General features: G+C 38.3%; 20 protein-coding genes and 1 pseudogene. 9 read left to right on the forward strand and 12 right to left on the reverse strand.

The features are described 5' to 3' along the window. Positions 1-130: 130 nt before the first annotated feature. Positions 131-1,183, reverse strand: a complete 1,053-nt coding sequence (locus KDN24_RS25465; protein WP_409971229.1) for a P1 family peptidase — start codon at positions 1,181-1,183, stop codon at positions 131-133. A 210-nt stretch (positions 1,184-1,393) separates the two neighbouring features. Continuing rightward, the gene (locus tag KDN24_RS25470; protein ID WP_409971156.1) at positions 1,394-2,626 is read right to left on the reverse strand and encodes a Zn-dependent hydrolase; all 1,233 of its coding nucleotides are present in this window, start codon (positions 2,624-2,626) and stop codon (positions 1,394-1,396) included. A gap of 236 nt (positions 2,627-2,862) precedes the next feature. On the opposite strand from KDN24_RS25470, the gene KDN24_RS25475 reads away from it, so the two are divergent. From KDN24_RS25475 to KDN24_RS25495, 5 genes are all read left to right on the forward strand, one after another. Beyond that, the gene (locus tag KDN24_RS25475; protein WP_409971157.1) at positions 2,863-3,639 is read left to right on the forward strand and encodes an amino acid ABC transporter substrate-binding protein; all 777 of its coding nucleotides are present in this window, start codon (positions 2,863-2,865) and stop codon (positions 3,637-3,639) included. A gap of 74 nt (positions 3,640-3,713) precedes the next feature. Next, on the forward strand, positions 3,714-4,370 hold the full coding sequence (locus tag KDN24_RS25480; protein ID WP_409971158.1) for an amino acid ABC transporter permease: 657 nt from the start codon (positions 3,714-3,716) through the stop codon (positions 4,368-4,370). Positions 4,371-4,385: 15 nt separating this feature from the next. After that, positions 4,386-5,132, forward strand: coding sequence for an amino acid ABC transporter ATP-binding protein (locus KDN24_RS25485; RefSeq protein WP_409971159.1), 747 nt, complete (start codon positions 4,386-4,388; stop codon positions 5,130-5,132). Between the two features lie 174 nt (positions 5,133-5,306). Further along, positions 5,307-6,719, forward strand: a complete 1,413-nt coding sequence (glcD, locus tag KDN24_RS25490) for a glycolate oxidase subunit GlcD (protein ID WP_409971160.1) — start codon at positions 5,307-5,309, stop codon at positions 6,717-6,719. Continuing rightward, a complete protein-coding gene (locus KDN24_RS25495) occupies positions 6,716-8,038 on the forward strand; it encodes a (Fe-S)-binding protein (RefSeq protein WP_409971161.1) in 1,323 nt (440 codons plus the stop codon). The genes glcD and KDN24_RS25495 overlap by 4 nt, the downstream gene beginning before the upstream one ends. Before the next feature lie 208 nt (positions 8,039-8,246). Here the strand turns inward: KDN24_RS25495 and KDN24_RS25500 are convergent, their stop codons facing one another. From KDN24_RS25500 to KDN24_RS25520, 5 genes are all read right to left on the reverse strand, one after another. Next, on the reverse strand, positions 8,247-10,028 hold the full coding sequence (locus tag KDN24_RS25500; RefSeq protein ID WP_409971162.1) for an L-lactate permease: 1,782 nt from the start codon (positions 10,026-10,028) through the stop codon (positions 8,247-8,249). Positions 10,029-10,247: 219 nt separating this feature from the next. Next, positions 10,248-11,666, reverse strand: coding sequence for an FAD-linked oxidase C-terminal domain-containing protein (locus KDN24_RS25505; RefSeq protein ID WP_409971230.1), 1,419 nt, complete (start codon positions 11,664-11,666; stop codon positions 10,248-10,250). Between the two features lie 76 nt (positions 11,667-11,742). After that, positions 11,743-13,092: a (Fe-S)-binding protein gene (locus KDN24_RS25510; protein WP_409971163.1), complete on the reverse strand. Its 1,350-nt coding sequence runs from the start codon at positions 13,090-13,092 to the stop codon at positions 11,743-11,745. 3 nt (positions 13,093-13,095) lie between these two features. Then, positions 13,096-14,421 (reverse strand): FAD-binding oxidoreductase, encoded by a 1,326-nt coding sequence (locus KDN24_RS25515; protein ID WP_409971164.1) that lies wholly within the window; start codon positions 14,419-14,421, stop codon positions 13,096-13,098. A gap of 193 nt (positions 14,422-14,614) precedes the next feature. Next, positions 14,615-15,349 carry a sulfite exporter TauE/SafE family protein gene (locus KDN24_RS25520; protein WP_409971165.1) on the reverse strand — a complete coding sequence of 245 codons (735 nt, stop codon included), beginning with the start codon at positions 15,347-15,349 and terminating at the stop codon, positions 14,615-14,617. A 307-nt stretch (positions 15,350-15,656) separates the two neighbouring features. Here KDN24_RS25520 and KDN24_RS25525 point away from each other — a divergent pair. Then, positions 15,657-16,540, forward strand: a pseudogene (locus KDN24_RS25525) (flagellin). Between the two features lie 57 nt (positions 16,541-16,597). On the opposite strand, the gene phnE (KDN24_RS25530) reads toward KDN24_RS25525, so the two are convergent. The 4 genes from phnE (KDN24_RS25530) to KDN24_RS25545 all read right to left on the reverse strand — a co-directional run bounded on the left by phnE (KDN24_RS25530) (position 16,598) and on the right by KDN24_RS25545 (position 20,283). Next, a complete protein-coding gene (gene phnE, locus KDN24_RS25530) occupies positions 16,598-17,401 on the reverse strand; it encodes a phosphonate ABC transporter, permease protein PhnE (RefSeq protein ID WP_409971166.1) in 804 nt (267 codons plus the stop codon). Next, positions 17,398-18,189 carry a phosphonate ABC transporter, permease protein PhnE gene (phnE, locus tag KDN24_RS25535; protein WP_409971167.1) on the reverse strand — a complete coding sequence of 264 codons (792 nt, stop codon included), beginning with the start codon at positions 18,187-18,189 and terminating at the stop codon, positions 17,398-17,400. Before phnE (KDN24_RS25535) ends, phnE (KDN24_RS25530) begins: the two co-directional genes overlap by 4 nt. A gap of 6 nt (positions 18,190-18,195) precedes the next feature. Beyond that, positions 18,196-18,960, reverse strand: a complete 765-nt coding sequence (gene phnC / locus KDN24_RS25540) for a phosphonate ABC transporter ATP-binding protein (protein ID WP_409971168.1) — start codon at positions 18,958-18,960, stop codon at positions 18,196-18,198. A gap of 390 nt (positions 18,961-19,350) precedes the next feature. Continuing rightward, positions 19,351-20,283 carry a phosphate/phosphite/phosphonate ABC transporter substrate-binding protein gene (locus KDN24_RS25545; RefSeq protein WP_409971169.1) on the reverse strand — a complete coding sequence of 311 codons (933 nt, stop codon included), beginning with the start codon at positions 20,281-20,283 and terminating at the stop codon, positions 19,351-19,353. A gap of 207 nt (positions 20,284-20,490) precedes the next feature. Here KDN24_RS25545 and KDN24_RS25550 point away from each other — a divergent pair, with 207 nt between their 5' ends. The 3 genes from KDN24_RS25550 to KDN24_RS25560 all read left to right on the forward strand — a co-directional run bounded on the left by KDN24_RS25550 (position 20,491) and on the right by KDN24_RS25560 (position 24,656). Continuing rightward, the gene (locus KDN24_RS25550; RefSeq protein ID WP_409971170.1) at positions 20,491-22,047 is read left to right on the forward strand and encodes a bifunctional metallophosphatase/5'-nucleotidase; all 1,557 of its coding nucleotides are present in this window, start codon (positions 20,491-20,493) and stop codon (positions 22,045-22,047) included. 453 nt (positions 22,048-22,500) lie between these two features. Next, positions 22,501-23,742 carry a DNA adenine methylase gene (locus tag KDN24_RS25555; RefSeq protein ID WP_409971171.1) on the forward strand — a complete coding sequence of 414 codons (1,242 nt, stop codon included), beginning with the start codon at positions 22,501-22,503 and terminating at the stop codon, positions 23,740-23,742. After that, positions 23,733-24,656 carry a Dam family site-specific DNA-(adenine-N6)-methyltransferase gene (locus tag KDN24_RS25560; RefSeq protein ID WP_409971172.1) on the forward strand — a complete coding sequence of 308 codons (924 nt, stop codon included), beginning with the start codon at positions 23,733-23,735 and terminating at the stop codon, positions 24,654-24,656. The genes KDN24_RS25555 and KDN24_RS25560 overlap by 10 nt, the downstream gene beginning before the upstream one ends. A gap of 78 nt (positions 24,657-24,734) precedes the next feature. Here the strand turns inward: KDN24_RS25560 and KDN24_RS25565 are convergent, their stop codons facing one another. Continuing rightward, positions 24,735-25,943, reverse strand: coding sequence for an MFS transporter (locus KDN24_RS25565; RefSeq protein ID WP_491348227.1), 1,209 nt, complete (start codon positions 25,941-25,943; stop codon positions 24,735-24,737). Positions 25,944-26,002: the final 59 nt, after the last annotated feature.

Below are 26,002 nucleotides of genomic sequence, written 5' to 3' on the forward strand. Positions count from 1 at the left end.
TAGATCGCTCTGTTATATCAACCACAACACAACTATATTGTATTATATAACACAATCACATAGGAGGGAGATAAACTAGTTGACATTTAGTGAACACTTACTATTTTAGGAAAATACAGTAGATATTTATCTAGCAAAAAGGAAAGGCATGTACAATTTGTCCATTCCTACCTTCTGTTGTGATCGCTTGTGATAATGAGTTTAATATGGCCTCTTCAGCAGCTTCAGCAGCAGCAGTAAACAATTGATTCATTAGTGGATGATCCTCCCTCAGCTGTGTTCTGACCTCAACATTATCCTCTGTATAGTGAGGAATTTTATGAGCTGTTGAAAAGGCGATAACAATATCCCCGCTCCCATGGCTAAAATGACTTCCCGTTCTGCCAAGTCCAATTCCGCACCGCTTCGCTACTCTTTGTAACTGTCTGCTGCTAAGAGGGGCATCTGTTGCTAAGACAATGATGATGGAACCATCTGTCGTTTTTGATAAAGAGGGGGCCTGTCCTTTTTTATGGGCTGCATATTTCCAATGTTGAAATTCATCTTTCCCACCAAAATTACTTAATACTAAACAGCCAACTGTATATGTATGATTACTATCTTCTGTTTTTATTATTCTTGACGAGGATCCAATCCCACCTTTATATCCGAAGCAAACCATTCCCTTTCCTGCCCCAACAGCTCCTTCAGCAGCGGTTTGATAGGAAGCATTTTTTATTGCCTCTATCGCATGCTTCGGTTCAACTGGCAATCTTCGAATTGAGTTCAAATTACTATCATTGCACTCCCCGACAACTAAATTAATCGTTCCTGTCGTATCGCCAATTTCAGCGTTTTCCGCAAGCATATAGCGTAAAGTTCCTTCTGCAACTGCGGGGACTCCGAATGTGTTTGTGAGCATAATCGGTGATTCGATGATACCTAATTCATTTACTTGGACAAGCCCTGTTGTTTTGCCAAAACCATTTAACACATAGCTTGCAGCTGTTACTTTTTCTTTAAAAAGATTCCCGCTATGTGGCAAAATTGCCGTTACACCTGTACAAGCATAGTCTCCTTCATGATCCTCAAAAGAATAATCAAGTGTCACATGACCGACTCTAACACCATCGACATCTGTTATACAATTTTTCTTCCCTACTGGGAGTTGACCAATCGTGATTCCTCTTTCCCGTAATTTCATCTGTTGACTATTTTTCAAATTAAACCTCTCCTATATTTACATTTTTGAATTTTTATCACTTTTAATTGAACCGCTTTTTTAAAGGAAATATTGATGTTTAAAAAAATAAATGTAAATACATACATATGTCCATTTTAGCAAAAAAAAGCTAAGGCATTCGCCAAATTCTTTCGGCGAGCCTTAGCTACTAACTATTTTCTTCATAAATACTTATTTAGCTAATATGTTCAGCACTGCATCCAAAAGGACATTTACACCTTTCTCACAATCCTCCCATGAAGTTAATTCAATTTCACTATGGCTTTTTCCGTTTATACTTGGGACAAATAACATCGCAGTAGGAACGAAACTCGCGATAAATTGTGCATCATGGCCTGCACCGCTAACCATTCGTTTATACGAATATTCAAGCGACTGCGCAGACTGCTCGAGTGCCTGACAAATTTCCTCATCAAACCAAACTGTATTTCGATCCCACAGCTTTTTTATTTTTATTTCACAGCCCTCATTTAATGATAGGTTCGGGAGCTCACAGATTACTCCTTCAACTTTGCTTATGATCTCAGGATTTTTGTGTCTTGCTTCAAGAGAGAAAATAGCCTTATTCGGAATGACCGTATGAATATTCGGGTAAATATTTAATCTCCCCGTTGTAAAAACTAACTCACTATCAAGTGAACCCAATTTACTGCGAATTTCCGTCAGTACATTATTGACCGCAAAAAGAGCATCCTTTCGCATATCCATTGGTGTTGTGCCTGCATGATCAGACTCACCTGTTACTTCAATTTCATAGCAAACCATTCCAACGACACATTCAACAATCCCTATTGTTATTCCCTCTTTCTCTAGAATTGGTCCTTGTTCAATATGCAATTCTAAGAAAGCTTTTCCCTCTCTCAGTCGGTTCTCTCGATCCCCAGCATATCCACTTGATTGTAATGCTTGCTCAAAGGTAATTCCTTCTGCATCAGCTTTTTGCAGCATTGCGGCTTTTTCGAATCTCCCTGAGAGGACACCAGAAGCCATCATTGAAGGCTCAAATCTTGCCCCTTCTTCATTTGTATAGTTAACGATCGTGATCGGTATTTTTGGCTTTATCCCATTATCAACGAGTGTACGAACAACTTCTAAACCAGCAACAACACCTAATACACCATCAAAGCGACCGCCTTTTTTAACCGAATCTAAATGGGAGCCTATCAAAATCGGTGGTGAATTTTCTATCCCTGCTAATGTTGCATACATACACCCCATATCATCAACCTTAACCGTCATCCCCAAATCTTCACAACAAGTGCGAAAATAATCTCTTACTAAAATGTCTTCCTTCGATAACGATAATCTTGTAACACCATTGTTTTCCGTCCGTCCAAAGTCTGCAAATCTTTCTAGCTCATTCTTCAATCTTTCTCCATTAATTAAGAGTTTTTGTCTTTGCATAAAAAGCCCCCCTTAATATATTTAAATATTCATAATATTTTAATTATATATCATTCTAGCTTTTTTTCATTGGACAAAATATAAAATCCTTCCTCCCTCTTCTCTGATAGTTTGTATGATTCTATTTCTTCTAGTTCACGATCCTTAAATTGCTATTTACAAAAAATACGTTATCTTGTTATTATGATAATATGGTAACGTACTAAAGGATTATATTAAAGGTGGTATATTTCAATATGAAACGTTTAACAACTATAATTCTAGCTCTTACAGTAGCTTTCTCCATTTTAACAGGCTGCTCCTCAAAATCTGGAGGAGCACAAGGAAATACATTAATCATCGGAATCGACGATCAATTTGCTCCTCTTGGCTTTCGAAATGAAAAAAATGAAATTATAGGTTTTGATATTGATTATGCGAAAGCAGCTGCTGAAAAAATGGGCATGAAAGCTAAATTTCAAGTGATTGATTGGTCAGCAAAAGAATCTGAACTAACCAGTGGACGCATTGACCTTATTTGGAATGGTTACACAATTACAGACGAACGAAAAGGAAAAGTGCTTTTTACAAAGCCATATTTAGAAAACGCTCAAGTTGTTGTTACTCTTGCAAAATCAGATTTAACGAAACTGGATGATTTAGCTGGAAAAGTCATCGGCCTTCAAGCACGCTCATCTGCAGCAGAGGCATTAGATAAAAGTCCAATTAAATCTAACGTCAAAAGTGTATCCGAATATAAAGATAATGTTCTTGCATTAAGTGATCTAAAAGCTGGTCGTGTGGACGCCGTTGTCATTGATGAAGTTGTCATTGATTACTATATGTCTAAAGAAGAAGGTACATTTAAGCTCCTTGATGAGTCACTCGCCCCAGAGGAATATGGAATTGGTGTAAAAAAAGGAAATGAAGAATTACTAGAGAAGCTGCAAAAAGCATTAGATGAGATGTATGAAGACGGAACAGCAGCAGAAATCTCAGAAAAATGGTTTGGTGAAAATAAAGTACTAAAGTAATCTTTGATTTCGTATTTAATCATAAGGGGGCTATCTCTTGAGACAGCTCCTTTGCTTTTGGAGGAATTCATATTATGTCAGACTATTTTAATACGATGATTCGGCCAATGTTAGAAGGGGCCCAAATGACCATCCTATTATTTTTGATTGCTATTATCGCCTCAATCCCGTTAGGCTTCTTATTAACATTAGCGGTGAAAAGCAAGATCAAACCTATCTCATGGCTTGCACAAATTTATATTTATGTTATGCGCGGCACCCCACTATTATTACAGCTGCTATTTATTTGCTTCGGTCTCCCCATGCTTCCGATTGTCGGGGAATATTTAGTGTTAGATCGGTTTGTTGCTGCCTGCTTAGGCTTTATTCTAAATTATGCTGCTTATTTTGCAGAAATTTTCCGTGGAGGTCTTCTCGCTATAGATAAAGGACAATATGAAGCTTCTCAAGTTCTGGGCTTAAATAAATGGCAAACAACTTCACGAATTATACTGCCGCAAATGTTTCGCATCGCCCTACCTGCCGTATCTAACGAGTCTATAACATTAGTAAAGGATACTGCACTACTTTATGCAGTTGCTGTACCAGAATTATTGCACTTTGCACAAACAGCGGTGAACCGTGATTTTACGATTGTGCCATTTTTCTGGGCAGGAATCATTTATTTAATGATTACCCTTCTATTAACGATGTTATTTAAATGGCTTGAGCGACGATATAAATTTGAATAAGGAGAATCTATCATAATGGCCATTATCGAAGTAAACAACCTCAAAAAATCATATGGGAAACTAGAAGTTCTAAAGCAAATTTCTTTTGAGATTAACAAAAAGGATGTCATTGCCGTTATCGGTCCCTCTGGCTCTGGGAAAAGTACGATGCTCCGCAGTCTCATTCATCTTGAGAAAATTGATGCAGGTAGCATCTCTATATGTGGAGATGATCTTGTGAAGGATGGAATCTACTCAAAACCGCAGGAAATTAAGCGGATTACGGCAAAAATGGGGATGGTTTTTCAGCATTTTAATCTATTTCCTCATTTAACTGTGATAGAAAACTTGGAAATGGCACCGAAAATGATCAAAAAAGAGGCTTCAACCGTTCTTCGGCAAAAAAGTATGGAACTATTAGAAAAAATCGGACTTAGCAATCATGCTACTGCTTACCCCGGAAATCTCTCCGGTGGTCAAAAACAAAGGGTTGCTATCGCACGAGCACTAATGATGAATCCTGAAATCCTTCTTTTCGATGAGCCGACTTCAGCCCTCGATCCGGAATTAACAGGTGAGGTTTTGCAAGTCATGAAAAATCTAGCTGAAGAGCATATGACAATGATTGTCGTGACACATGAAATGGGCTTTGCAAAAGAAGTGGCGAATAAAGTCCTCTTTATGGACAATGGCGAAATCGTGGAATCTGGTCATCCAGATAGCTTATTTACAAACCCGAAATTGGAGCGGACAAAGGCCTTCTTAAACCGTAGCTTAAAATGAAAAGGTTGTCTCATCTGTCAATTTTGACTCAGAGACAGCTTTTTTATTGTGATGACATTTCATAATAATCTGAATTCTGCTATGATAATGGTAAAAACGGCACTAATCAGATTTCTACTTTGTTCGGAAAGTATCGATTTATATTTCAAATTGGTTTGTTAGGAGGCTTTCAGCATGATTTCAATTGAAGCAAAGCAAAAATTCATCGATATTGTTGGCTTTGAGAATTTCGATGATTCAAAGGCAGGACGACTCGTTTACTCCTTTGATGCCACTCCGCAATTTCAGTCGATGCCAGATGCGGTCATTTCCCCTCGGAATAAAACGGAGATTTCAAAAATTGTCACCATTTGTAATGAACATCAAATCCCGATCGTCCCTCGTGGTTCAGGGACAAATCTATGTGCAGGAACATGTCCAACTGAAGGTGGAATCGTCCTCCTCTTCAAGCATCTAAATCAAATTTTGGAAATCGATGAAGAAAATCTAACAGTCACCATACAACCTGGTGTCATTACGCTCGATCTTACGAAAGCTGTTGAAGCAAAAGGATTATTTTATCCACCTGACCCAAGCTCAATGAAAATCTCAACATTAGGCGGCAATATTAATGAAAATTCAGGAGGGCTGCGGGGCTTAAAATATGGTGTCACACGGGATTACGTTATGGCACTTGAAGTCGTTCTTGCAAATGGGGAAATTATCCGTACTGGCGGAAAGCTTGCGAAGGATGTTGCCGGCTATGATTTAACACGTTTATTTGTTGGTTCAGAAGGTACGCTTGGAATTATAACTGAAGCAACATTAAAGCTCATTCCAATGCCAGAAACGAAAAAAGCACTGTTAGCCCTTTATTCAGACCTTGAAGCAGCTGCTAGAACTGTTTCGAAAATTATTGCGCATAAAATCATCCCGACAACACTCGAATTCCTTGATCAGCCTACTCTTGAGGCGGTAGAGGCATTCGCAAAAATCGGACTTCCAACCGATGCAAAGGCGATTCTCCTAATCGAACAGGATGGTCCAGCTCATATCGTTGAAAGAGATATAGAACTCATTAGCGAAATTTGCAAGTCAGAACATGCTGTTTCAGTTGAAGCAGCCAAAACAGCAGAGGAAGCCGAGGCACTGCGAACCGCACGTCGCGCCGCACTCTCTGCCCTAGCTCGTTTGCGTCCAACGACCATCTTAGAAGATGCGACAGTGCCACGTTCCGAAATCGCTAACATGGTCAAGGCGATCAATGATATTGCTGAAAAATACAATCTCTGGATTTGTACATTTGGCCATGCAGGCGATGGAAACCTGCACCCGACATGCTTAACAGATTCACGAAATAAGGAAGAGATTGAACGGGTTGAAAAAGCGTTTGAAGAAATTTTTGCTAAAGCGATTGAACTAGGTGGAACGATTACTGGTGAGCACGGAGTTGGTGTCATGAAGGCCCCATACTTAGAAATGAAGCTCGGTCATGCCGGGATCGCTGCGATGCAAGCGATTAAATCAAGCTTAGACCCTAACAATATTATGAATCCTGGAAAAATGTTTGCTAAAGATTCGCGGAAGCGTGTGGTGGTTACAAAATGATTAGTAAGAATGAACAGCAACAAATTCAAAAGGAATTTAAGGCAAGAATGGATGAAGATGAGCTTCTAAATTGTATGCGCTGTGGGTTTTGTTTACCTACCTGCCCAACGTATATTGAGTCAGGCTTTCAGGAATCCCATTCCCCTCGAGGCCGAATTGCCTTAATGAAAGCGGTCGTGGACGGGATAATTGAGCCAGACGAGGATGTTGAACGCTCTCTCAATATGTGCCTTGGATGTCGCGCTTGTGAACCGGTTTGTCCTTCTGGAGTCAATTATGGCCATCTCCTTGAAGAAGCGAGAGACATTATAAACCAAAACAAAAAGCATTCATTATCAGCAAAGTTAGTAAGAAATACCGTTTTTAAAAGCTTGTTTCCCTACCAAAATCGCATGCGCTCCCTAACAAGTATATTAAGTGTTTACCAGCGTTCAGGCATGCAGAAGCTTGTGCAAAAAAGCGGAATGATGAAGCTCTTCCCAGACAATTTAGCAACAATGGAAAAAGTACTTCCTCAAGTCCCAACCCGCAAAGAAATGAAGCACCGCCCACAGCATCTTGAACCTATCGGTGCAAAAAAGAAAAGGGTTGCCTTTTTCTCAGGCTGTTTAATGGATACGATGTTCATGAAAACAAACGATGCGACAATAAAGTTGCTACAACTTGCAGGCTGTGAAATCATCATTCCGAAAGCACAAAGCTGTTGCGGGGCATTGCATGCCCATAGCGGCGAGAAACACGCTGCAAAGGAGCTTGCGAAGAAAAATATTACAGCATTCGAAGAAGCTGAAATTGATTATATCATTTCAAATGCTGGTGGCTGTGGTGCCTTTCTCATTGATTATGGATATTTACTAAAAAATGAACCTGAGTGGGCTGAACGGGCTGCTTCTTTCGTGAAAAAACTAAAAGATATTTCCGCTATTTTAGTAGAATTAGAATTTCATAAGCTAGATTTATCATTACCTGAACAAATTATTACATATCAAGATTCATGCCATTTGCGAAATGTCATGAAGACAGAGTCAGAGCCGCGCACCCTTTTGAAAGCAATACAGGGTACGACCTATATCGAGATGAAGCAAGCAGACAGCTGCTGTGGTTCGGCTGGCATTTATAATATTGTAGAATCAGAAATGTCGATGAAAATATTAGATTCGAAAATGGTCCATGTGAAAGAAACATTAGCAAAAACAATAGTAACAGCCAACCCTGGCTGCCTTTTGCAAATGAAACTTGGAATCGAGCGCGAAGGATTAACTAACAAAATGCGAGCAGTTCATATTGTTGATTTACTAGTAGAAGCAGTAAAAAAATAACATCATTAATTTAAGCCTTAGGTAAAATGGAAACCCTAAGGCTCTTCTTTTGTTATGAATTGTTGGTATTTGCACCTGTTGATTGGAGCGGAGCCGAGGAGGCTTCCGAACCACCCGCGATCGCTAAGCAACCTGGAGTGGAAATCAACAGCCAAGGTTAACAGAGCCATTAAATTTAAGCAGCGAATATTGAATATTGCTATGCCTTTTATTTTACTATTGGGGGATGATAAGACAAAATTTGCTTTGCTCGTTTATTGTTTGTTGCAATAATATAGATTGCGGCAACGGCAATTGCTACTGCAATATAGGAACCAAGATTAAATATCCCTTTTTGTGAGTACCAGACAATGGCATATCCGACTGAACCTGCCATTAGGGCATAGTATGTGAAAGGGAATAGCGTCTTTCGAATAACATCTCCTTCTTTTCCAACGAGTCCAACAACAGCTGAAGCGGCAACGACGTTATGAACACAAATCATATTGCCTGCTGCTCCACCAACTGCCTGCAAGGCCACAATCCATGTAGCATCAACACCTATTTGAGCCCCGACATCGTATTGGAATAGAGAGAACATCATATTACTGACTGTGTTGCTCCCAGCAATAAAGGCACCAATCCCACCTATGAAGGTGGAAAATATAGGCCAATACTCACCGGCAAGTGCAGCAACACCATTTGCTAATTCAATGGGCATTCTTTCAAACCCAGCCTCTCCTCCACCAGAATTCAAAAATACTTGAACCATCGGAACAGTAAAAATTAGTGCGGTTGAAGCAGCAATCATCGTTTTCGCAGACTGAGACCACGCCCGCTTATAACTTCTCCCACTCATCCCATGCATAAAAAAAGTAATCAACGAGACGAAGATAAATATTGTTCCTGGTGAATATAGTGGCTGAAAGCTTGCGGTAATCCCTGATCCGAAGATGTTTTCCAGCTTTAGATTCCACGATTGAGCCCAATCCATTATTGGAAGCGCCTTCAATCTTGTCAATACGAGGAAAAGGCCGACTAAAATATACGGTGCCCAAGCTCTTATCATGCTCATACTTCCACTTTTATGTGCGATGTCTTTTATTTCAACTGAACCTGCCCAGTCAGGATCCCATTTGGACCTTTCTTCGAAATCCCAAGCTTCATTTTTTGGTGGCATAAGAAACCCTTTTTTCGCGGCAAATACGACGATAGCTAAGCCAATTAAACCACCGGTCATAGACGGGAATTCTGGTCCTAATGTCAGAGCAACAATTAAATATGGAATGGTCATCGCAAAAGAAGCAAACAAGGCAAACTTCCAAACTTTAATTCCTTCGGTAAAGGACTTATTTTTTCCAAAAAATCGAGTCATTAGGGCAACAACGAATAAAGGAACAAGTGTACCAACAATCATATGTAAAATAGCCACTTTTCCACCGATTAAGGATAAAAAAACTGGTAGATTATCTGTAATAGTTGGATCCGCAGCTATTCCGCTTTGAATCCCGACTAGGATAGGTGTGCCGACCGCACCGAAAGATACAGGAGTACTTTGAATAACCATCCCAGCTACAACAGCCGCCATTGCTGGAAAGCCAAGACCGACTAATAAAGGCACAGCTACTGCGGCAGGCGTTCCGAAACCAGCTGAGCCTTCAATAAATGAACCGAAAAGCCACGCAATAATAATAACTTGAATTCGGCGGTCTGCGGAAATTTCCGTAAACCCTTGTCTAATCGTCCTAATTCCTCCGCTCTCCTGCAAAGTATTTAGCAATAGGATCGCACCAAAAATAATAAATAAAAGGGTTGCAGCTACAACAAGTCCATTGACTGAAGCAGCAGCTACATTCGCTCCAGGTACTTTCCATACGAATAGAGCTAGACCTACAGCTATCAAATATGAAATTGGCATCGCCTTACTTGCGGGCCATCTAAGCCCGACTAAAAAAATTCCAACAGCAATAATCGGTAACAATGCTAAAAAAGACAACATGCCCGTACTCATAAAAAATCTCCCCCCATTGTTTATTAAACAAACAATAATTGCACTTTTGGCGGATGGTAGATTATTATGTTAAATTTCTATTTCGTGTAGGCTTTTACCAGTCCAACAGTAATTATATATTTTAGTTTTCTAAATATCAATAATATTTAGAAAATTTTGTATATTGGTGGTTGTCTCTGTCATTATGAAATTTCAATATTTATTTTACTGAATGTAAGTTTAAGTATAGAGAAAAGATTTTTGCTCCTTTTTTATCTCAACACAACGACCTGGTGTCGGAAATAGCTTCCCTGCATTTAAAAGATTACGAGGATTAAAGACATCTCGGATATTTGTTTGAGCGATAATTTCATCATCATTGAAAACGAAGCGCATTTCTTCACGCTTTTCAATTCCCACTCCATGCTCACCCGTAATGGTCCCTCCTACATCAGCACAAGCTTTTAAACATGCACTTCCAGCTGCCAGCGCCTTATCAATCTCTCCGGGCTTTCTCGCATCAAATAATACGAGAGGATGCAGGTTTCCATCTCCAGCATGAAATATATTAGCAATTCGAAGTCCGGATTGTTCACTTATCTGCTTAATTTGTTGTAATACATCAGGCAGTTTACTTCTCGGAATAACTCCGTCCTGAACTAAGTAATCTGGTGAAATTGCGCCCATTGCCCCAAAGCCTGTTTTCCGATTCGCCCACCATCTTTCTCTTTCCTGATCATCTTTAGCAGCTCTGACTTCACGAACATTTCTTTTTTTGCAAACATCTAATATTTGATTGATTTGTTCATTGATCCCTGCAGCAATTCCATCTACTTCAATGAGTAACACAGCTTCAATATCTTTCGGATGCCCGACAGGGAATGCTGCTGCCTCAACACCTTCAATCGCTGTTTTGTCCATCATTTCAAGTGCAGCAGGTACAATCCCAGCTGAAATAATATCAGATACAGCTTGACTCCCATCTTCAACATGATCGAAATAAGCAAGCACCGTTTGCTTTGCCTCTGGATTTTTCAAGATCCGGACAGTAATTTTTGTGACAATACATAAAGTCCCTTCCGATCCTGTTAAAAGACCGAGCAAGTCATAGCCTGGTTCATCTTGAATCCCATTTTTTCCAATTTCAACAATCTCGCCATTTGGCAACACAACTTCAAGTCCAAGAATGTGGTTCGTTGTCACCCCATATTTAAGGCAATGTGCTCCACCAGCATTTTCCGCAACATTTCCGCCTATTGTGCAGCATGATTGACTTGATGGGTCAGGGGCATAATAATATCCATTATCAGAAATCGAGTTTGTCAGCTTTAAATTGATGAAGCCCGGTTCAACAACCGCTCTCCGGTTTTCAAGATCGACACGAATGAGTTTTTTCATCCGCACCATACTGATAATGATTTCATTATTCAATGGAATAGCTCCACCGCTTAAACCTGTTCCAGCTCCGCGAGCTAAGAAAGGAAGTTCATTTTCAGCACAGTATTTAACAATTTCCGCCACTTCCTCGGTATCCTTCGGGAAAACAACGGCCTTTGGCATATGCTTATGAATAGTAAAGCCATCACAGTCATAAGCGAGCAACTCCTCCTTTTGATAAAGGATAGAACGGGGGTCGCCAACCATTTTTGCTAAATTCATAATATGTATATCATCCGTTTTCAATTTCTTCGCTGCCACTACTTTTCCTCCTTTTGAAAAATTTACTATTGTTTCGTTAACTATCATTGTCTTCCTTCTTGTAAGCCCAATCTAATAGCTGGACTGTATGAACGACTTTTTGATTTCGTCCATACTTTTGCACACCCATCGCCATTTGTAGCATACAGCCAGGATTCCCCATTGATATCATTTCGACATCAGCTGGGATGTTGTCTATTTTACTTTCAAGAACCTTATCAGCCATTTCAGGATTTGTTATATTGTAAATCCCCGCACTTCCACAGCAACGGTCAGCATTCGGCATGTGAACCATTTCAACGCCTGGAATGTGAAGAAGAATCTCTCTTGGCTCCTGCCTCACACCTTGTCCATGTGCTAAATGGCAGGCATCATGATAGGTTATTCTCGTATTTATTTCTGCTTTTGGTTTCTCATAGCCTGTATCGTGCAGGTATTTTGAAATGTCCTCTACTTTTTTAGAAAATTGCTCAGCTCTTTCCTTCCATTCTGGCTCCTCACGGAAGAGCTCTGTATATTCTTGCATCATACAGCCACAACCGGCCGCATTCACAATGACCTTTTCGACATCACGAAAGGCGGTGATATTCTGTTTTGCAAGCTTTCTCCCCATCTCACGGTCACCTGCATGCACATGCAATGCACCACAGCATGTTTGACCTTTAGGAATAATGACATCATTCCCATTCCTCGTAAGGACATTTATCGTTGCTTCATTAATATCACTAAACATGACATCCATAATACAGCCTGTCAAAATAGCTACTTCCTGCTTCGGCTTACCCTTGGCCTTTATGACATCGACCTGTTTATATTTCTTGCGAACAGGCACTTTTACTTCTGGCATAATGGATTCCATATCCACTAAATGCTGTGGCATAATGTTGATAATCTTTGTTTTGCGAACAACTTTTTGAAATCCACTTTTTTGATAAAATTTCAATAAGGCCCCTAACACATTTAGACGGCTATGGTGAGGAAACACACCTCGCAGAAAAAATTTGCTTACCGCTCCTTTAAACCCTTTAATAGGCATCGCCTGACGAATTTGACCTCGAGCTTCTTCTATAAGACCTCCTACATTTACATCAGCCGGACAAGCAGTCGTACAAGCTCGACAGTCTAAACACGCAAATACAGGGTCCATAAATTGTTCATTTACACGAAGCTTTCCTTCTGCAACCGATTTAATTAAATAAACACGTCCACGTGGCGAATGCTGCTCTTGCCCTGTATGTTCATAAGTCGGGCACGACTCGAGACACATGCCACAATGCACACAATCTATCCACTTACTCTCATCTGGTGGATCACTCCATAAATAATTGCTTAAACTCGTCGTGCATGGTGGCTCCTGCTTAACTTTAAATTCCTTTACACTACTCATTTTCTATATCCCTCCCACAAAACGGTTTGGGTTCAAAAGCTTATTCGGATCAACCTTCGCTTTAATGCCTTCAAAGAGAAAATAAGAGGATGGCTTTTCACCCCATACACTTACTTCCTTCCGAAGAAAAAACGGGAGATGCTTTGCGACGGCATAGCCGCCGAGATTCACAGCTAACTCTCTTAACGTCGTTATCGCTGAGACAACATTTTCACTTGCTCCGGTTATATTCACTTGGCATAAACCATGCCCTAATCCACCATGTGCTTCAATCAAAACATTGTAGAGATCTTGAATAGCCTCTGATTCTTGGATGATTTTTATGATATCGAGGTTTACAACACCTAGCTTTAATGCGGCATTTGTTTCGTAGCTTATCAATTCGGAAGCTCCATTTGGGCTTTTTTGATAAAATGTCTCCCAAAACCTTTTTATTTCATCTTTATGAAGGATTGTAAGATTTGCACTTGGCGGTGTTATCTTTCTTATCCACTCCTCTTGGTAGCGGACTGAGCTTTCAACATCTTCAAAGGAAATGACTAATGATGTCTTTTTTTCCCCTGTCATCGCTTTTGACATCGATGAGTTTAATAGCTCTAAACAAACAGGCTCAAGTGATGAATCAAGCACTTCAATCGCAAATCGCCGTATTTCTTCAACACTTCCTTTTGGGAAGGAAAGGAGAAGAAGTGATTCATATTTTGCGATTGGGCGCAGCTTAATTGTCACTTCAGATAGTACCCCAAGCGTACCCATTGACCCGATAAACAACTTATTCATATCGTAGCCAGCTACATTTTTCACAACTTTACCGCCAGCACGGATAATCGTTCCATCTGGATATACTACTTTCAAGCCAATAACTGCATCCCTTGCTGAACCGTAGCCTAATCTTCTTGGCCCACTATCATTCACTGCAATAATTCCGCCAATTGTGGCATGTTGTGGCCAAAATGGATCAAGTGGAATTTTTTGGTTATAAGCAGCCAAACAATCTTGGATGACTTTAAAGGGAGTTCCTGATTTGACCGTTAAGGTCATATCACCAACAGTATGCTCTACAACTCCAGTATATTGTGACATCGACAAAAGAATATCTGCTTTTTCATTTTGGCCGCCAAACCCTCTCTTTGTTCCCCCACCTATGATTGAAACGGTTAATCCATTCCTATTGGCATATTTTAAAATCGCGGCAATTTCCTCCTCTGTATATGGGGATACTTTCACATCCCCACAATTTCCTAGAGGATGACTTATACCGCTTAATTCTTCTAGCCGATCTTCATCAATTAAATTCTTTAAATCTGTCAGTATTTCTGTTGTCTGCAAAATTACACCTCCTATTGTTTCGTAATGGGAAACAGCGTTTACAATTGTTCGCAAAGTACGTTAATTTTAAAAAGAAACGATGCAATTATCTTCCAAATTAATTGCGTTACCAATATTAAAACATTTGCAATAAAATAATTCAAATGATAATTTGTAATTTTATCATTATTCAAATTATTTTAAATTATACCATTTACAGCGCTTTTTCAATCACTATTTGAATAATGAGCGCAATGGTAACAAGGCGAAGGATTGGTTTAACAAACTGTGGCTTGAGCTTTTCTGCCACTCTGACTCCAATTTGCGCTCCTGTAACAGAACCTAACAAAAGTGCAAATGTTAACGGCCAAATGATTTTTCCTGTAGAAATATAAGTTGTTGCAGCTCCAATACAGCTTGAAAAAGTGGCAAGCCGAACTAATCCTACAGCACGAATATAAGAAACTTGTAAATAACCAAACAAATAAAGCATTAATGTTCCTTGCCCCGGACCAAAAATTCCATCATATATTCCAATACAAAATAATCCTGGAACACTTATTTTGTTCATCTTGAAAGGTTCGTTACTTGTGAAATTCCCTTTTCCAATAAATGAAGTAAAAAAAGCAAATAAAAGCAGGATGATTGCCATCATATACATTTTTTCTTCTGTTAATATGGAAGCTATAAAGCCTCCGCTCACCCCACCGAATAAACTTATCGGAATAATCCACAAAGAATCCTTTAATGAAATCTGTTTCCTTTTATATAAGTGTAAAAAACTTGTAAAGGAGCTTATTGTATTCGAAACTTTGTTGGCTCCAATCGCAGAGTGAACAGGGATTCCGATAATAAGCATTACTGGAAGGCTAATTAATCCGCCTCCTCCTGCAAGTGTTCCAAGTGTTGTTGCGCAGATCCCAATGAAAAATATTAATACATATTCCAACATATAAACCTCCTTATTTACTTTGATTATATTTCCGATTTATAAATAAGAAAATTCAATAGTAATGATTAATATCAATAAGAAAAACTTATAGATGTTTTGTACAATCATAAATTACACTTTCCTTAAAATTCTTTAATGATAAACCGATATAAAGATAAAGGAAAATCTTGGTTACATGATTTACTTCTATTAATCTTTCATACATCAGGAAAACTCGCATCTTTGCAGCAAGGAAATTGGAGGAAAGGAGGCATGCTGCTTGTCATAAATGGCTAAAAAACGCCTATGACAATGTGACGTTCAAATGATAATAAATCATAATATTCCAGCTATGCATGCATATCGAATGTACAATAAAGCAATCAACGCCCAAAGCCGGGCAATGGAACGATTAGCAACAGGTTTGCGAATTAATCGGGCGGCTGATGATCCTGCTGGTCTTGCCATATCCGAAAAGATGCGTGCACAAATACGGGGATTAAATCAAGCCTCACGCAATGCACAAGATGCCATCTCGTTAATCCAAACGGGTGAAGGGGCACTTAATGAAACACATGCCATTCTCAGTCGGATGCGGGAGCTTGCAGTGCAAGCTGCTAATGATACGAATACTGAAGCAGAGCGAGACGCCATTCAAAAAGAAATTGACCAATTAACTGAAGCTATTACACAAATTGGCAAAATACAGAATTTAACACGATGAAGCTTCTCAATGGCTCAAAAACATCATTTACCATACAGATCGGTGCTAATACTGGTCAAACGATGACCATTGAGATGTCTGACATGAGAGCAGCCGCAATTGGATTAACCGGCTCAGGAAATGGATTTACAACGAAAGGGACACTTGATATGTCATCCCACGAATCAGCCTCAGAAGCACTCAAAATAATTGATGAAGCCATTAACAAAGTATCTTCTCAACGTTCAAGTCTTGGTGCCTACAGCAATCGTCTTGAATATACAATCAATTACTTAAACAACACTTCCGAAAATTTAGTTGCGGCAGAATCACGAATTCGCGATGCTGATATTGCGAAGGAAATGATGGAATATACAAAGCAGTCCATATTAGCTCAAGTATCATTAGCGATGATGATTCACGCATATAGGCAGCAGAGCATGATTTTGCAATTGCTAGGGATCGATAGCCCAAAACACAACTATAATATTTTTATTTTTAATTAAGACAAATAATAACGGGACAGCCCTCTAAGGACTGTCCCTATTAACATGCTTATTAAATTAAACAATCTTCTTTCGTAAAAAACCAGAAATGATATCAATGATCGTAACCATCACGATAATGCCTAAAAGGATAATCCCTACTCGCTCCCAGTCACGTGAGCTTAGTGCGAATATTAATGGTGTACCAATTCCACCTGCCCCAATGATTCCAAGAATAGCTGCCGAACGAACATTAATTTCAAAACGATACAATGTATAGGATAAAAAGCCTGGCCTCACTTGTGGCAACACTGCAAACCAAAGAATTTGAAACCGATTGGCTCCTGTTGCCATCAGGGCCTCTGTCGGACCTAAATCAACGTTTTCAATTTCCTCTGAAAATAATTTACTGAGCATCCCGATTGAGTGCAAGCCTAAGGCAAGTACCCCTGCAAATGAACCAGGCCCCACAGCTTTAATGAAAAGAATAGCCATTACGATTTCGGGAAAGGTGCGGACAAAGCTAAGAGCAAATTTCCCTGATGAAGAAATCCCTTTCCCTTTACTCATATTATTAGCCGCCCAAAAGGCGAATGGAATACATAAAATCGCAGAAATAAATGTTCCTAAAATAGCGATAGCTAACGTATCAAGCAAGCCGCGCAGTAAATCTTCACCTTCAGGAATATAGACATAATCCCAATCAGGATGAAAAATCCCACTAATAATCGCCTTTGATACTTGACCTGCCGTTTCCTTAAAACCATTAAGCGGCATTCCCGAAAAGGCCCAAATATAAATGAGCGCCAATAAAATGATAATGACATATCTTTGAAGACGTCTTTTCTTTGGCTTCATCATTTTTATAGTCGCATCGGTCATAGCAACTTCTCCCGTAATTTCGTACTAATATAATCAATCAACAAAACAACAACTAGTGTGTAAATAATAATGGTTGAAGTTTTATCATATTCAAGAAATCCTAAAGTTCGATCATAATAAAGGCCGATACCACCTGCTCCTACTAGACCAAGGACTGCAGCAGCCCTAACGTTTACTTCAAACGTATAAAGAACATATGAAGTATAATGAGCTAATACTTGTGGAATGACACCAAAGAATATCCACTGAATCTTATTTGCTCCAACCGCAGTCATTGCTTCAAGTGGGCCAGGATCAATGGCTTCAATAGCTTCGTATGTCAGCTTCGCAACTAAACCGATCGAGAAAATGGTTAAAGCCATTATGCCTGGCAGCGAGCCTAAACCGAATATGGCAACAAAAATAGCAGCTAATAAAAGATCAGGTATTGTACGAATTAAATTCAAAATAAAGCGAACTGGATAGAACAAAAAACGGTTCTTAACAATATTGCTTGCACATAGTGCAGCAATTGGAATCGCAATAATAGAACCAAAGGTCGTTCCGAGAATAGCCATTCTAATCGTTTCAAGCATGGCTGCTGTAATATTATCGAAGTATCCCCAGTTTGGAGGAAACATCTGTTGAAGCAAATCCCACATATTAGGGATTCCAACTATTAATTCTGACAGTGAGGTTTCTGTTTTGACGGCACTTGCCCACAACATTAGGACAATTAAGATTCCAGTAAAATAATGCTTTGTCTTTGAAGGTGGTTTCGGAGGTGTTTTTACATTGGTTTCAGTCATTACCGGTCACTCCCCTAACAGCTCATCCGCATTTATAGGGCGACCATATATTTCTGAGAATTTTTCATCTGTCGCTTCCTCAACAGGCCCATCAAACACAACCTCACCAGCTCTTAACCCAATAATTCTCGTTGCATATTCCCTTGCTAAATCAATAAAATGGAGATTTACGACAGTCGTAATCCCATCTTCTTGATTAATTCGCCTTAAATCATCCATTACTTGCTTCGTTGTGAGTGGATCTAAAGAAGCAACAGGTTCATCCGCTAAAATCACGTGCGCCTCTTGTGCAAGTGCTCTTGCAATTGAAACACGCTGCTGTTGTCCCCCTGAAAGCTCGTCTGCCCTTGCATAAGCTTTTTCAAGAATATTAACGCGCTCTAATGCTTTCATTGCAAGCATGACATCTTCTTGCGGGAAAAGTCCAAAAATGGTTCTGATTGTAGAATGATAACCAACTCTTCCAGATAGGACATTTTTTATAACAGCTGAACGTTTAACGAGATTAAAATTTTGAAAGATCATTCCAATATCTCTTCTAATTCGTAGCAAATCTCTTCCTTTTGCTTTCGTAATAGATTTCCCATCTATTAATATTTCACCTTCAGAAATTTCGTGCAAACGATTGATAGATCTTAATAGTGTCGATTTACCTGCACCAGATAAGCCAACAATTACAACAAATTCACCTTTATTAATTGTTAAGTTAATATTATTTAGTCCTATAGTACCGTTAGGATAAACCTTTTTAACATTTTTGAACTCGATCACTTGCTTACCAACTCTCTTAAGTAAATATAGAACAGCTTCATTAGCAACAATTTTTTAAGGCTCTGTTAAAACATGGCTGTTGATTTCCGCTCCAATCAACAGGTGCATAAATCAACATTGTCCTTTTGCAAAACCATTTTATAAAGAAAAAAATGCTCAACTATTCGACAAATGTCAACATAGTTGGGCGAATATTATCCCGTTCAGATGGCTGTAAACCTTCCTCTTCAATAATTCAATAGAAATGAAGTATGCAAGGAGGAAGCTTTAAGAAAAATCAGTGGGATGCATGCAGATGAGGTACAAGACGTTCTTTCTGTGTGAATACGTCCTATGCACCCAAAAAACCCACTGATTGTCGTTTCTACTCTATCATTATTAAGATCAAGACTATTCTGTTTTTACTTTCTCAGAATAATCACGAACGATATCAAACTTGCTATCATCAGATTTCACATATCCTTCATGTGAATAAATTTCTTTAATAATTTTGTGTCCTTCTTCACTTTTTCCAATGTTTATAAAGGCCTCTTGGAGCTTCTCTTGCCATTCCTTACTCATATCTGTACGAACAGAAATCGTGTCATTAGGAATCTTCTCAGTAAACTCGATAACCTTTGTATCATCGAAAATAGTAGGGTAATCACCTTTTACAATATTACGAGCATCTTGGAATACAACTGCAACGTCCACATCACCATTAATAACAGCTAAAATAGCTTGGTCATGACCCTTTACTGTAACTCCTTGTACATCATTGATTGGATCAATATCATTATCCATTAGCTTTCCTGCTGGCCATACATAGCCTGCTGAAGATGTTACATCTTGAAATGCAACTTTCTTTCCCTTTACATCTTTCACACTTTTAATGTCTGAATCCTTTTTAACGATAAACATAGACTTATAGAAATCAACTAGCTCTTCAGATGGACTTCCATCTTTATCATTTACACCAAAGCGTTGAGCTTGTAAGATAACATCTGCTGCTCCTTTTTCTTTAGCAAGTACATAGGCAGTCGGTGGTAAGAAGCCAACATCAACCTTTTTCGATGCCATCGCTTCAATAATTGTATTGTAGTTTGTAGAAACACTTACCTTAACTGGAATTCCTAGTTCATCTCCAAGTAACTTCTCAAGTGGCTTAGCTTTTGCTTCGAGTGTATCAGCATTTTGTGATGGAACGAATTGAACCGTTAACTCTTTTGGCTCATAGCTACCACCTGTTTCCCCATCCTTACTTGTATTAGAAGATCCGCAACCTGCTAGAATACTCCCGGCTAATGTTAAAGTTAAGCCGAACGCAGCAAATTTTTTAAACATGAGTTAAACCTCCAAATAGTTTGTTTTCTTACAAGAAAAATATAGCATATATTTTTCTTGTAAAAATGTTAATTTATTGTAAAGAACGTAAAGGTTTTGATATTTTTGTTATGATATAGTAAGAAAAGCGCAAGCGCCTTGTTCAGCGACGTATAAAATGGACTGACCTCGACTAATTCTGAAATTAAAAAAGGGGAAAAAACTCATATGAAAAAACTAACAATTCTACACACTAGCGATATTCATGGAAATGTCTATCCTCTTAACTATGGGAATAATGAAGTGGCTTATTTAGGCTTAGGGAAAATAGCGACAATCATTGCTCAAGAGCGCATGATAGATGAGCAATTAATCCTGATTGACAATGGTGATGTAATCCAAGGAACACCTTTAACGTATCACTATGTTCAATTTTTAAAGGATCGACCAAACCCTATGGTGAAAATATTAAATTATTTATCCTATGATGCAGCAGTCATTGGCAACCATGAATTTAATTATGGGATAGACGTATTAAATAAAGCTGTTAGTGAATCTAGTTTCCCTTGGTTGTCAGCTAATACAGTTCATGAGGATTCAGACAAACCATTCTTTGGAAAGCCCTATATTATAAAAGAAATTAACTCTGTAAAAGTAGCTATTTTAGGGGTCACAACCCACTACATTCCTAACTGGGAAAGTGAGGAAAATATTGTTGGGCTTAAATTTAAAGACTGTCTTCAAGAAACGAAAAATTGGGTCGCTTATATTAAAGAATATGAAAAACCTGATGTGTTGATCGTTTCTTATCACGGCGGCTTTGAACGTGATTTAGAAACAGGCGAACCGACGGAAAACTTAACAGGTGAAAACCAAGGATATGCCATGTGTCAAGAGATCGAGGGGATTGATATACTATTGACAGGACATCAGCATCGTTCCCTTACTGGAAATGTAAATGGAGTAGAAATTGTTCAACCTTCCCATAGTGGACAAGCAATTGGTAAAGTATGCTTAACATTAAATAATGAAAATCAGATAATTGATAAAACCTCTTCGTTACTCATAGTCGATGATGTGGAAGCAGATAAGGAAGTTCTTACACTTACTTCTGAATATGAAACGCAAACACAGGCGTGGCTCGATACACCGATCGGAATGATTGAAGGAGATATGCTTATAACGGATCCGTTCTTAATTAGAACAGAGGATAATCCATTGATTGAATTCATCAATAAAGTCCAAATGGAGATTGCAGGAGTGGATATTTCCAATACAGCGCTGTTTAATAATGCATCACCGGGTTTCCGTCCAAATGTAACAATGCGCGATATTGTCTCTAATTATATTTATCCAAATACATTAAAGGTTCTTCAACTTTCGGGGCAAGACATTATGGATGCGCTAGAGCAAAATGCAAGTTATTTCATTTTGAATGAAGAGGGGCAGCTTGATGTAAACCCTGCCTTTCTACTGCCTAAAACCCAGCATTACAATTATGATATGTGGGAAGGAATTGACTATATTTTAGATATTAGAAAACCGGTTGGTGAACGGGTGACGACATTAAACTATCATGGTGCTCCAATCGATCGTAACGGTACATATCATGTCATCATGAATAATTACCGTGCTGGTGGCGGCGGTGACTATACGATGTTTAAGGATAAGCCGGTTGTGAAAGATATTCCGATGGACATGACTGAGCTAATTGCCAATTATATTATGAAAAGAAAAACAATTAAAGCAACCGTGAATCATAATTGGAAAGTCATTTGGAAATAAAGGATGGAGAAAATGACTTTAGGAAAATAAATACGATAAAAAGCTGACACAAAAAGGAATTCATTTAGACTTTTATGTCAGCTTTTTTTCTCAATTATATTCGTTTAACCTACAGACTTTTCCATATCTCTTAAATGATTGATCTTCTCTACTACCTCATTTCGATACCATACATACCCGTCTTTTGTTTGTGAGCTATTCAAAATATTGAATACATTCGCTTTCAAATAATGATAGTCTTGATTATTTTTTACCGCAAAATAAAGTAATTTCTTTAATTCACTAATACTGGTTTAAGATCGACATCTACATTAAAGTTGGGAAAATCAATAGCATTCCCAATAAACCCATCCAAATTGAAGCTTAAGTAAAGGAATTTACTCGACTCATGTACACTGCTATACTTAGTGTAAAGTTGTTTAGATGCATAGATGCATAATCGGGGGAAATCACATGTTACAAACAAAAGATATTATCGAACAATTTGATATATCAAGACAGTCATTATATACGTGGATTAAAACAGGGCAGATTGAAGAGCCAAAGAGAAATTGGAAAGGCTGGCTGCTCTGGACAGAGGAAAATATAAAAGAAATTGCGGCACTCATTGAAAGTAAGCAGGAGAACAAGAAGATTAGTACTACCAAAACATTATCTATCCAAAATAGAAGGTATTTAGGCGGAAAGCATAAGCTCCTTCCTTTTATAGAAAAAGTCATTCAAGACGAGTGTGGAGATTGGAACAGCTTGATCGACATTTTTGCGGGTACAGGTGTTGTTGGCTATCACTTTAATTCTAGCTCTAAGTCCATCATTGTAAATGACTTATTGTATTCGAATTATTTAGCCTATCTTACTTGGTTTGGCCAGGAAAATGTTCGTAAACGGAAAATCACACAGCTTATTAACCACTTTAATGAAAATCTTTCTATTCATGAAAACTATGTTTCTAGCACATTTGGCAATACATTTTTTACAATGGAAAATGCTTTGAAAATTGGCTATGCAAGAGAGAAAATTGACGAGCTTCAATCTGAATTAAATGAAAGGGAGAAAGCGATTTTACTTACTTCCTTAATGTATGCAATGGATAAAGTGGCAAACACTTGTGGACATTACGATGCCTATAGAGAGAAATTAGATACAACACAGACGATAAAATTTCTTGTACCCGATATTCCAACAATAAATACGAATAAAAACAACCTTATCTTTAATGAAAATGCGAATGAATTAATTAAAAAAATATCAGGCGATATTCTCTATATTGATCCGCCTTATAATTCGCGGCAATATGGCGATACATATCATGTTCTAGAGAATATTGCCGAATGGAAAAAACCTGTTGTAACGGGAAAAGCGAAGAAAATGATTGATCGCGCTCATTTAAAAAGTGATTATTGCACTATTCAGGCCCCGAGTGCATTTGACGAGCTTATCGTCCATGCAGATGTAAAATATATTATTGTATCCTTCAATAACATGGCGGAAAAAGGCAATGGACGTTCCAATGCAAAAATCTCGGATGAGGATATTATTTCATCTTTAGAAAAACGTGGAGAGGTAAAGGTCTTTAGCCAAAATTTCAAACATTTTACTACAGGGAAACGCAGCATTGATGATCACCAAGAACGATTATTTTTTTGCAAAGTGAATACTGCGCCAATATTAGGAGGAAGTTTCAGTTGGGCATAACAATGAATAAACTTGAGCTTTCCAAATCCCCAGTCAATTATACGGGTGGAAAATTTAAATTGCTTCCTCAGCTATTGCCTCTCTTTCCCGATAACATTAATACTTGCATCGATTTATTTACGGGGGGCGCTAATGTAGGGGTTAATGTTGACGCCAAAAAAATAATCTGCTTCGATATTGTCGAACCGTTAATATCACTATATAAGACCTTGCAATCGACTGCAGCAGAAAAATCGCTCGAAAAGCTTGAACATATTATTCAAGCATACAACTTAACAAATACTTATCGAAATGGCTATTCCTTTTATCATTGTAATAGCAGGGATGGCGTCGGCAAAGTGAATAAAGCTTCCTACAACCAATTAAAACAAGATTACAATACACAAGCAAACCCAAAAATGGAGGATTACCTTTTTTTTACTTTAATTATTTATGGCTTCAATAATCAAATTCGATTTAATGCTAATGGGGAGTTTAATATCCCAGCAGGAAAAAGAGATTTTAATGCTTCAGTAAGGAAAAATTTACGAAGCTTTATCGAAGCGATTCAAAGAAAAAATATTGATTTTTATGTCAATGATTTTCAAAATATCGATGTGGAATTTTTAGGTGAAAATGATTTCGTCTATGCTGACCCGCCTTATTTAATTAAAACCGCGACTTATAACGAACAAAGCGGCTGGACAGAAAGGGAAGAAACTGATTTATTCATGTTGCTTGATCAATTAAATAAAAGAAAGATTAAATTTGCTCTTTCTAACGTTCTTGAAAGCGGAGAAAAAAAGAATCTTATTCTAGAGGAATGGGCCAAGAGTTATCATGTTCATGATTTAAATTACAGCTATCGCAATTCAAGCTACCAAAAAAAGGACAGGACAGAATCTGACCGAGAAGTGTTAATTACGAATTACTAGAGAGGGTGTCCCAAAAGTATAACTTTTAGGGGCACCCACTTTTTTTTTACGACCTTTTGGGTCAGCATCTCTACTTATCTATAAGGAAACCGCTTTTGGCTTATCTTCTTGTACTGTATGACGCTTAAATCGAATATAGAAATAAGCTGTTAACCCAATTGAGACAACTCCGAAAATAACGACCATTAGCTTGAGTCCGACTACATCTAATAATAATCCCGTTCCTAGTAAAACAACTTGGAACATGACACGTTCTAACATATTACGAAACGAAAAAAAGCGTCCATGATACTCCTTTGGCATTTTCGTTTGAAAGATGGTTGCAGCAGTCGGAAAGAAACAGCCTAATGAAAATCCAACAATCGCAAATGCAGCAACAGCAATCACTTTCGAATCAACAAAGTACAATAATAATTGTGCAAATCCAACGACTAGCGAGAAGAAAAACATGATGCTGTAAGGAGAGAAGCGTTCACTAACTTTTTTCACAGCTAATGCTCCAAGCATAAAGGATATCCCTTCTGCTGCATAAATAATCCCCTTAATTAATTGATCATCATGAATTTCACTTATGTTTATCACCATTAAATTAAAACCACCCAAAAATAAAAGTGGAATTAATGTTAAAATCAATGTCATTAAAACGATTGGCAACCCTTTAAGAACTGGCAATACTTCTTTAAAGCTGCCTCCTCCCTTAGAATTAACCTTGCTTTTCTCCTTAAGTGGTTCATCAATTCTCAAAAATAATGTAAACAAGAATAATAGAAAATAAGCGATAAATGAGGATAAATACAACATAAATAGTGACATCATAACAAGTAAAACCCCTGCTAAGGTCGTACCTAAAATCCGCGCAATTGTGGCTACATTCATATGGACGCCATTCATTCTTAACAAATCTTTCCCTTCCACAATTAACGGAATTGCCGCTTGAAGTGCTGGAAAATAGAAGGCAGCAGCAATTTGAATGGTAATCACAAAGGCGATTAACCAGAAAATCGAATCCATATATAAAGCAAGAAACATAAAGAGAACACTAATCATTCGGCCAAAACCGGCATAGACCATAACGGTCTTTTTCTTTTTTTGATCCGTAATTCTCCCTGCTAGCGGTCCAACCGCGATTCCAGCTAAAAGTCCGATCGCTAAAATAATGGATTTCATAAAATCAGAAGGTACCTTTAATTGCATAAACTCTAGATTTCCGATAATCCCCATCCATAAGCCAAGTCCGGCAATGAGCTCCCCACATAAAATAATCCAAACATTTCGATTCGTCCACATATGTAATGTATCCTCTCATAATTATTTCGATAATCGAAGTATATACGATTATACTAAAA

The organism is Cytobacillus sp. Bva_UNVM-123, assembly GCF_046351715.2.
Lineage (GTDB): Bacteria > Bacillota > Bacilli > Bacillales > Cytobacillaceae > Cytobacillus.

Coding starts and splice junctions, on each gene's coding strand:
- KDN24_RS25465 (WP_409971229.1), bottom strand. CDS start 1,183: ATGAAATTACGGGAAAGAGGAATCACGATTGGTCAACTCCCAGTAGGG.
- KDN24_RS25470 (WP_409971156.1), bottom strand. CDS start 2,626: ATGCAAAGACAAAAACTCTTAATTAATGGAGAAAGATTGAAGAATGAG.
- KDN24_RS25475 (WP_409971157.1), top strand. CDS start 2,863: ATGAAACGTTTAACAACTATAATTCTAGCTCTTACAGTAGCTTTCTCC.
- KDN24_RS25480 (WP_409971158.1), top strand. CDS start 3,714: ATGTCAGACTATTTTAATACGATGATTCGGCCAATGTTAGAAGGGGCC.
- KDN24_RS25485 (WP_409971159.1), top strand. CDS start 4,386: ATGGCCATTATCGAAGTAAACAACCTCAAAAAATCATATGGGAAACTA.
- glcD (WP_409971160.1), top strand. CDS start 5,307: ATGATTTCAATTGAAGCAAAGCAAAAATTCATCGATATTGTTGGCTTT.
- KDN24_RS25495 (WP_409971161.1), top strand. CDS start 6,716: ATGATTAGTAAGAATGAACAGCAACAAATTCAAAAGGAATTTAAGGCA.
- KDN24_RS25500 (WP_409971162.1), bottom strand. CDS start 10,028: ATGAGTACGGGCATGTTGTCTTTTTTAGCATTGTTACCGATTATTGCT.
- KDN24_RS25505 (WP_409971230.1), bottom strand. CDS start 11,666: ATGAATTTAGCAAAAATGGTTGGCGACCCCCGTTCTATCCTTTATCAA.
- KDN24_RS25510 (WP_409971163.1), bottom strand. CDS start 13,092: ATGAGTAGTGTAAAGGAATTTAAAGTTAAGCAGGAGCCACCATGCACG.
- phnE (WP_409971166.1), bottom strand. CDS start 17,401: ATGACCGATGCGACTATAAAAATGATGAAGCCAAAGAAAAGACGTCTT.
- phnE (WP_409971167.1), bottom strand. CDS start 18,189: ATGACTGAAACCAATGTAAAAACACCTCCGAAACCACCTTCAAAGACA.
- KDN24_RS25545 (WP_409971169.1), bottom strand. CDS start 20,283: ATGTTTAAAAAATTTGCTGCGTTCGGCTTAACTTTAACATTAGCCGGG.
- KDN24_RS25550 (WP_409971170.1), top strand. CDS start 20,491: ATGAAAAAACTAACAATTCTACACACTAGCGATATTCATGGAAATGTC.
- KDN24_RS25555 (WP_409971171.1), top strand. CDS start 22,501: ATGTTACAAACAAAAGATATTATCGAACAATTTGATATATCAAGACAG.
- KDN24_RS25565 (WP_491348227.1), bottom strand. CDS start 25,943: ATGTGGACGAATCGAAATGTTTGGATTATTTTATGTGGGGAGCTCATT.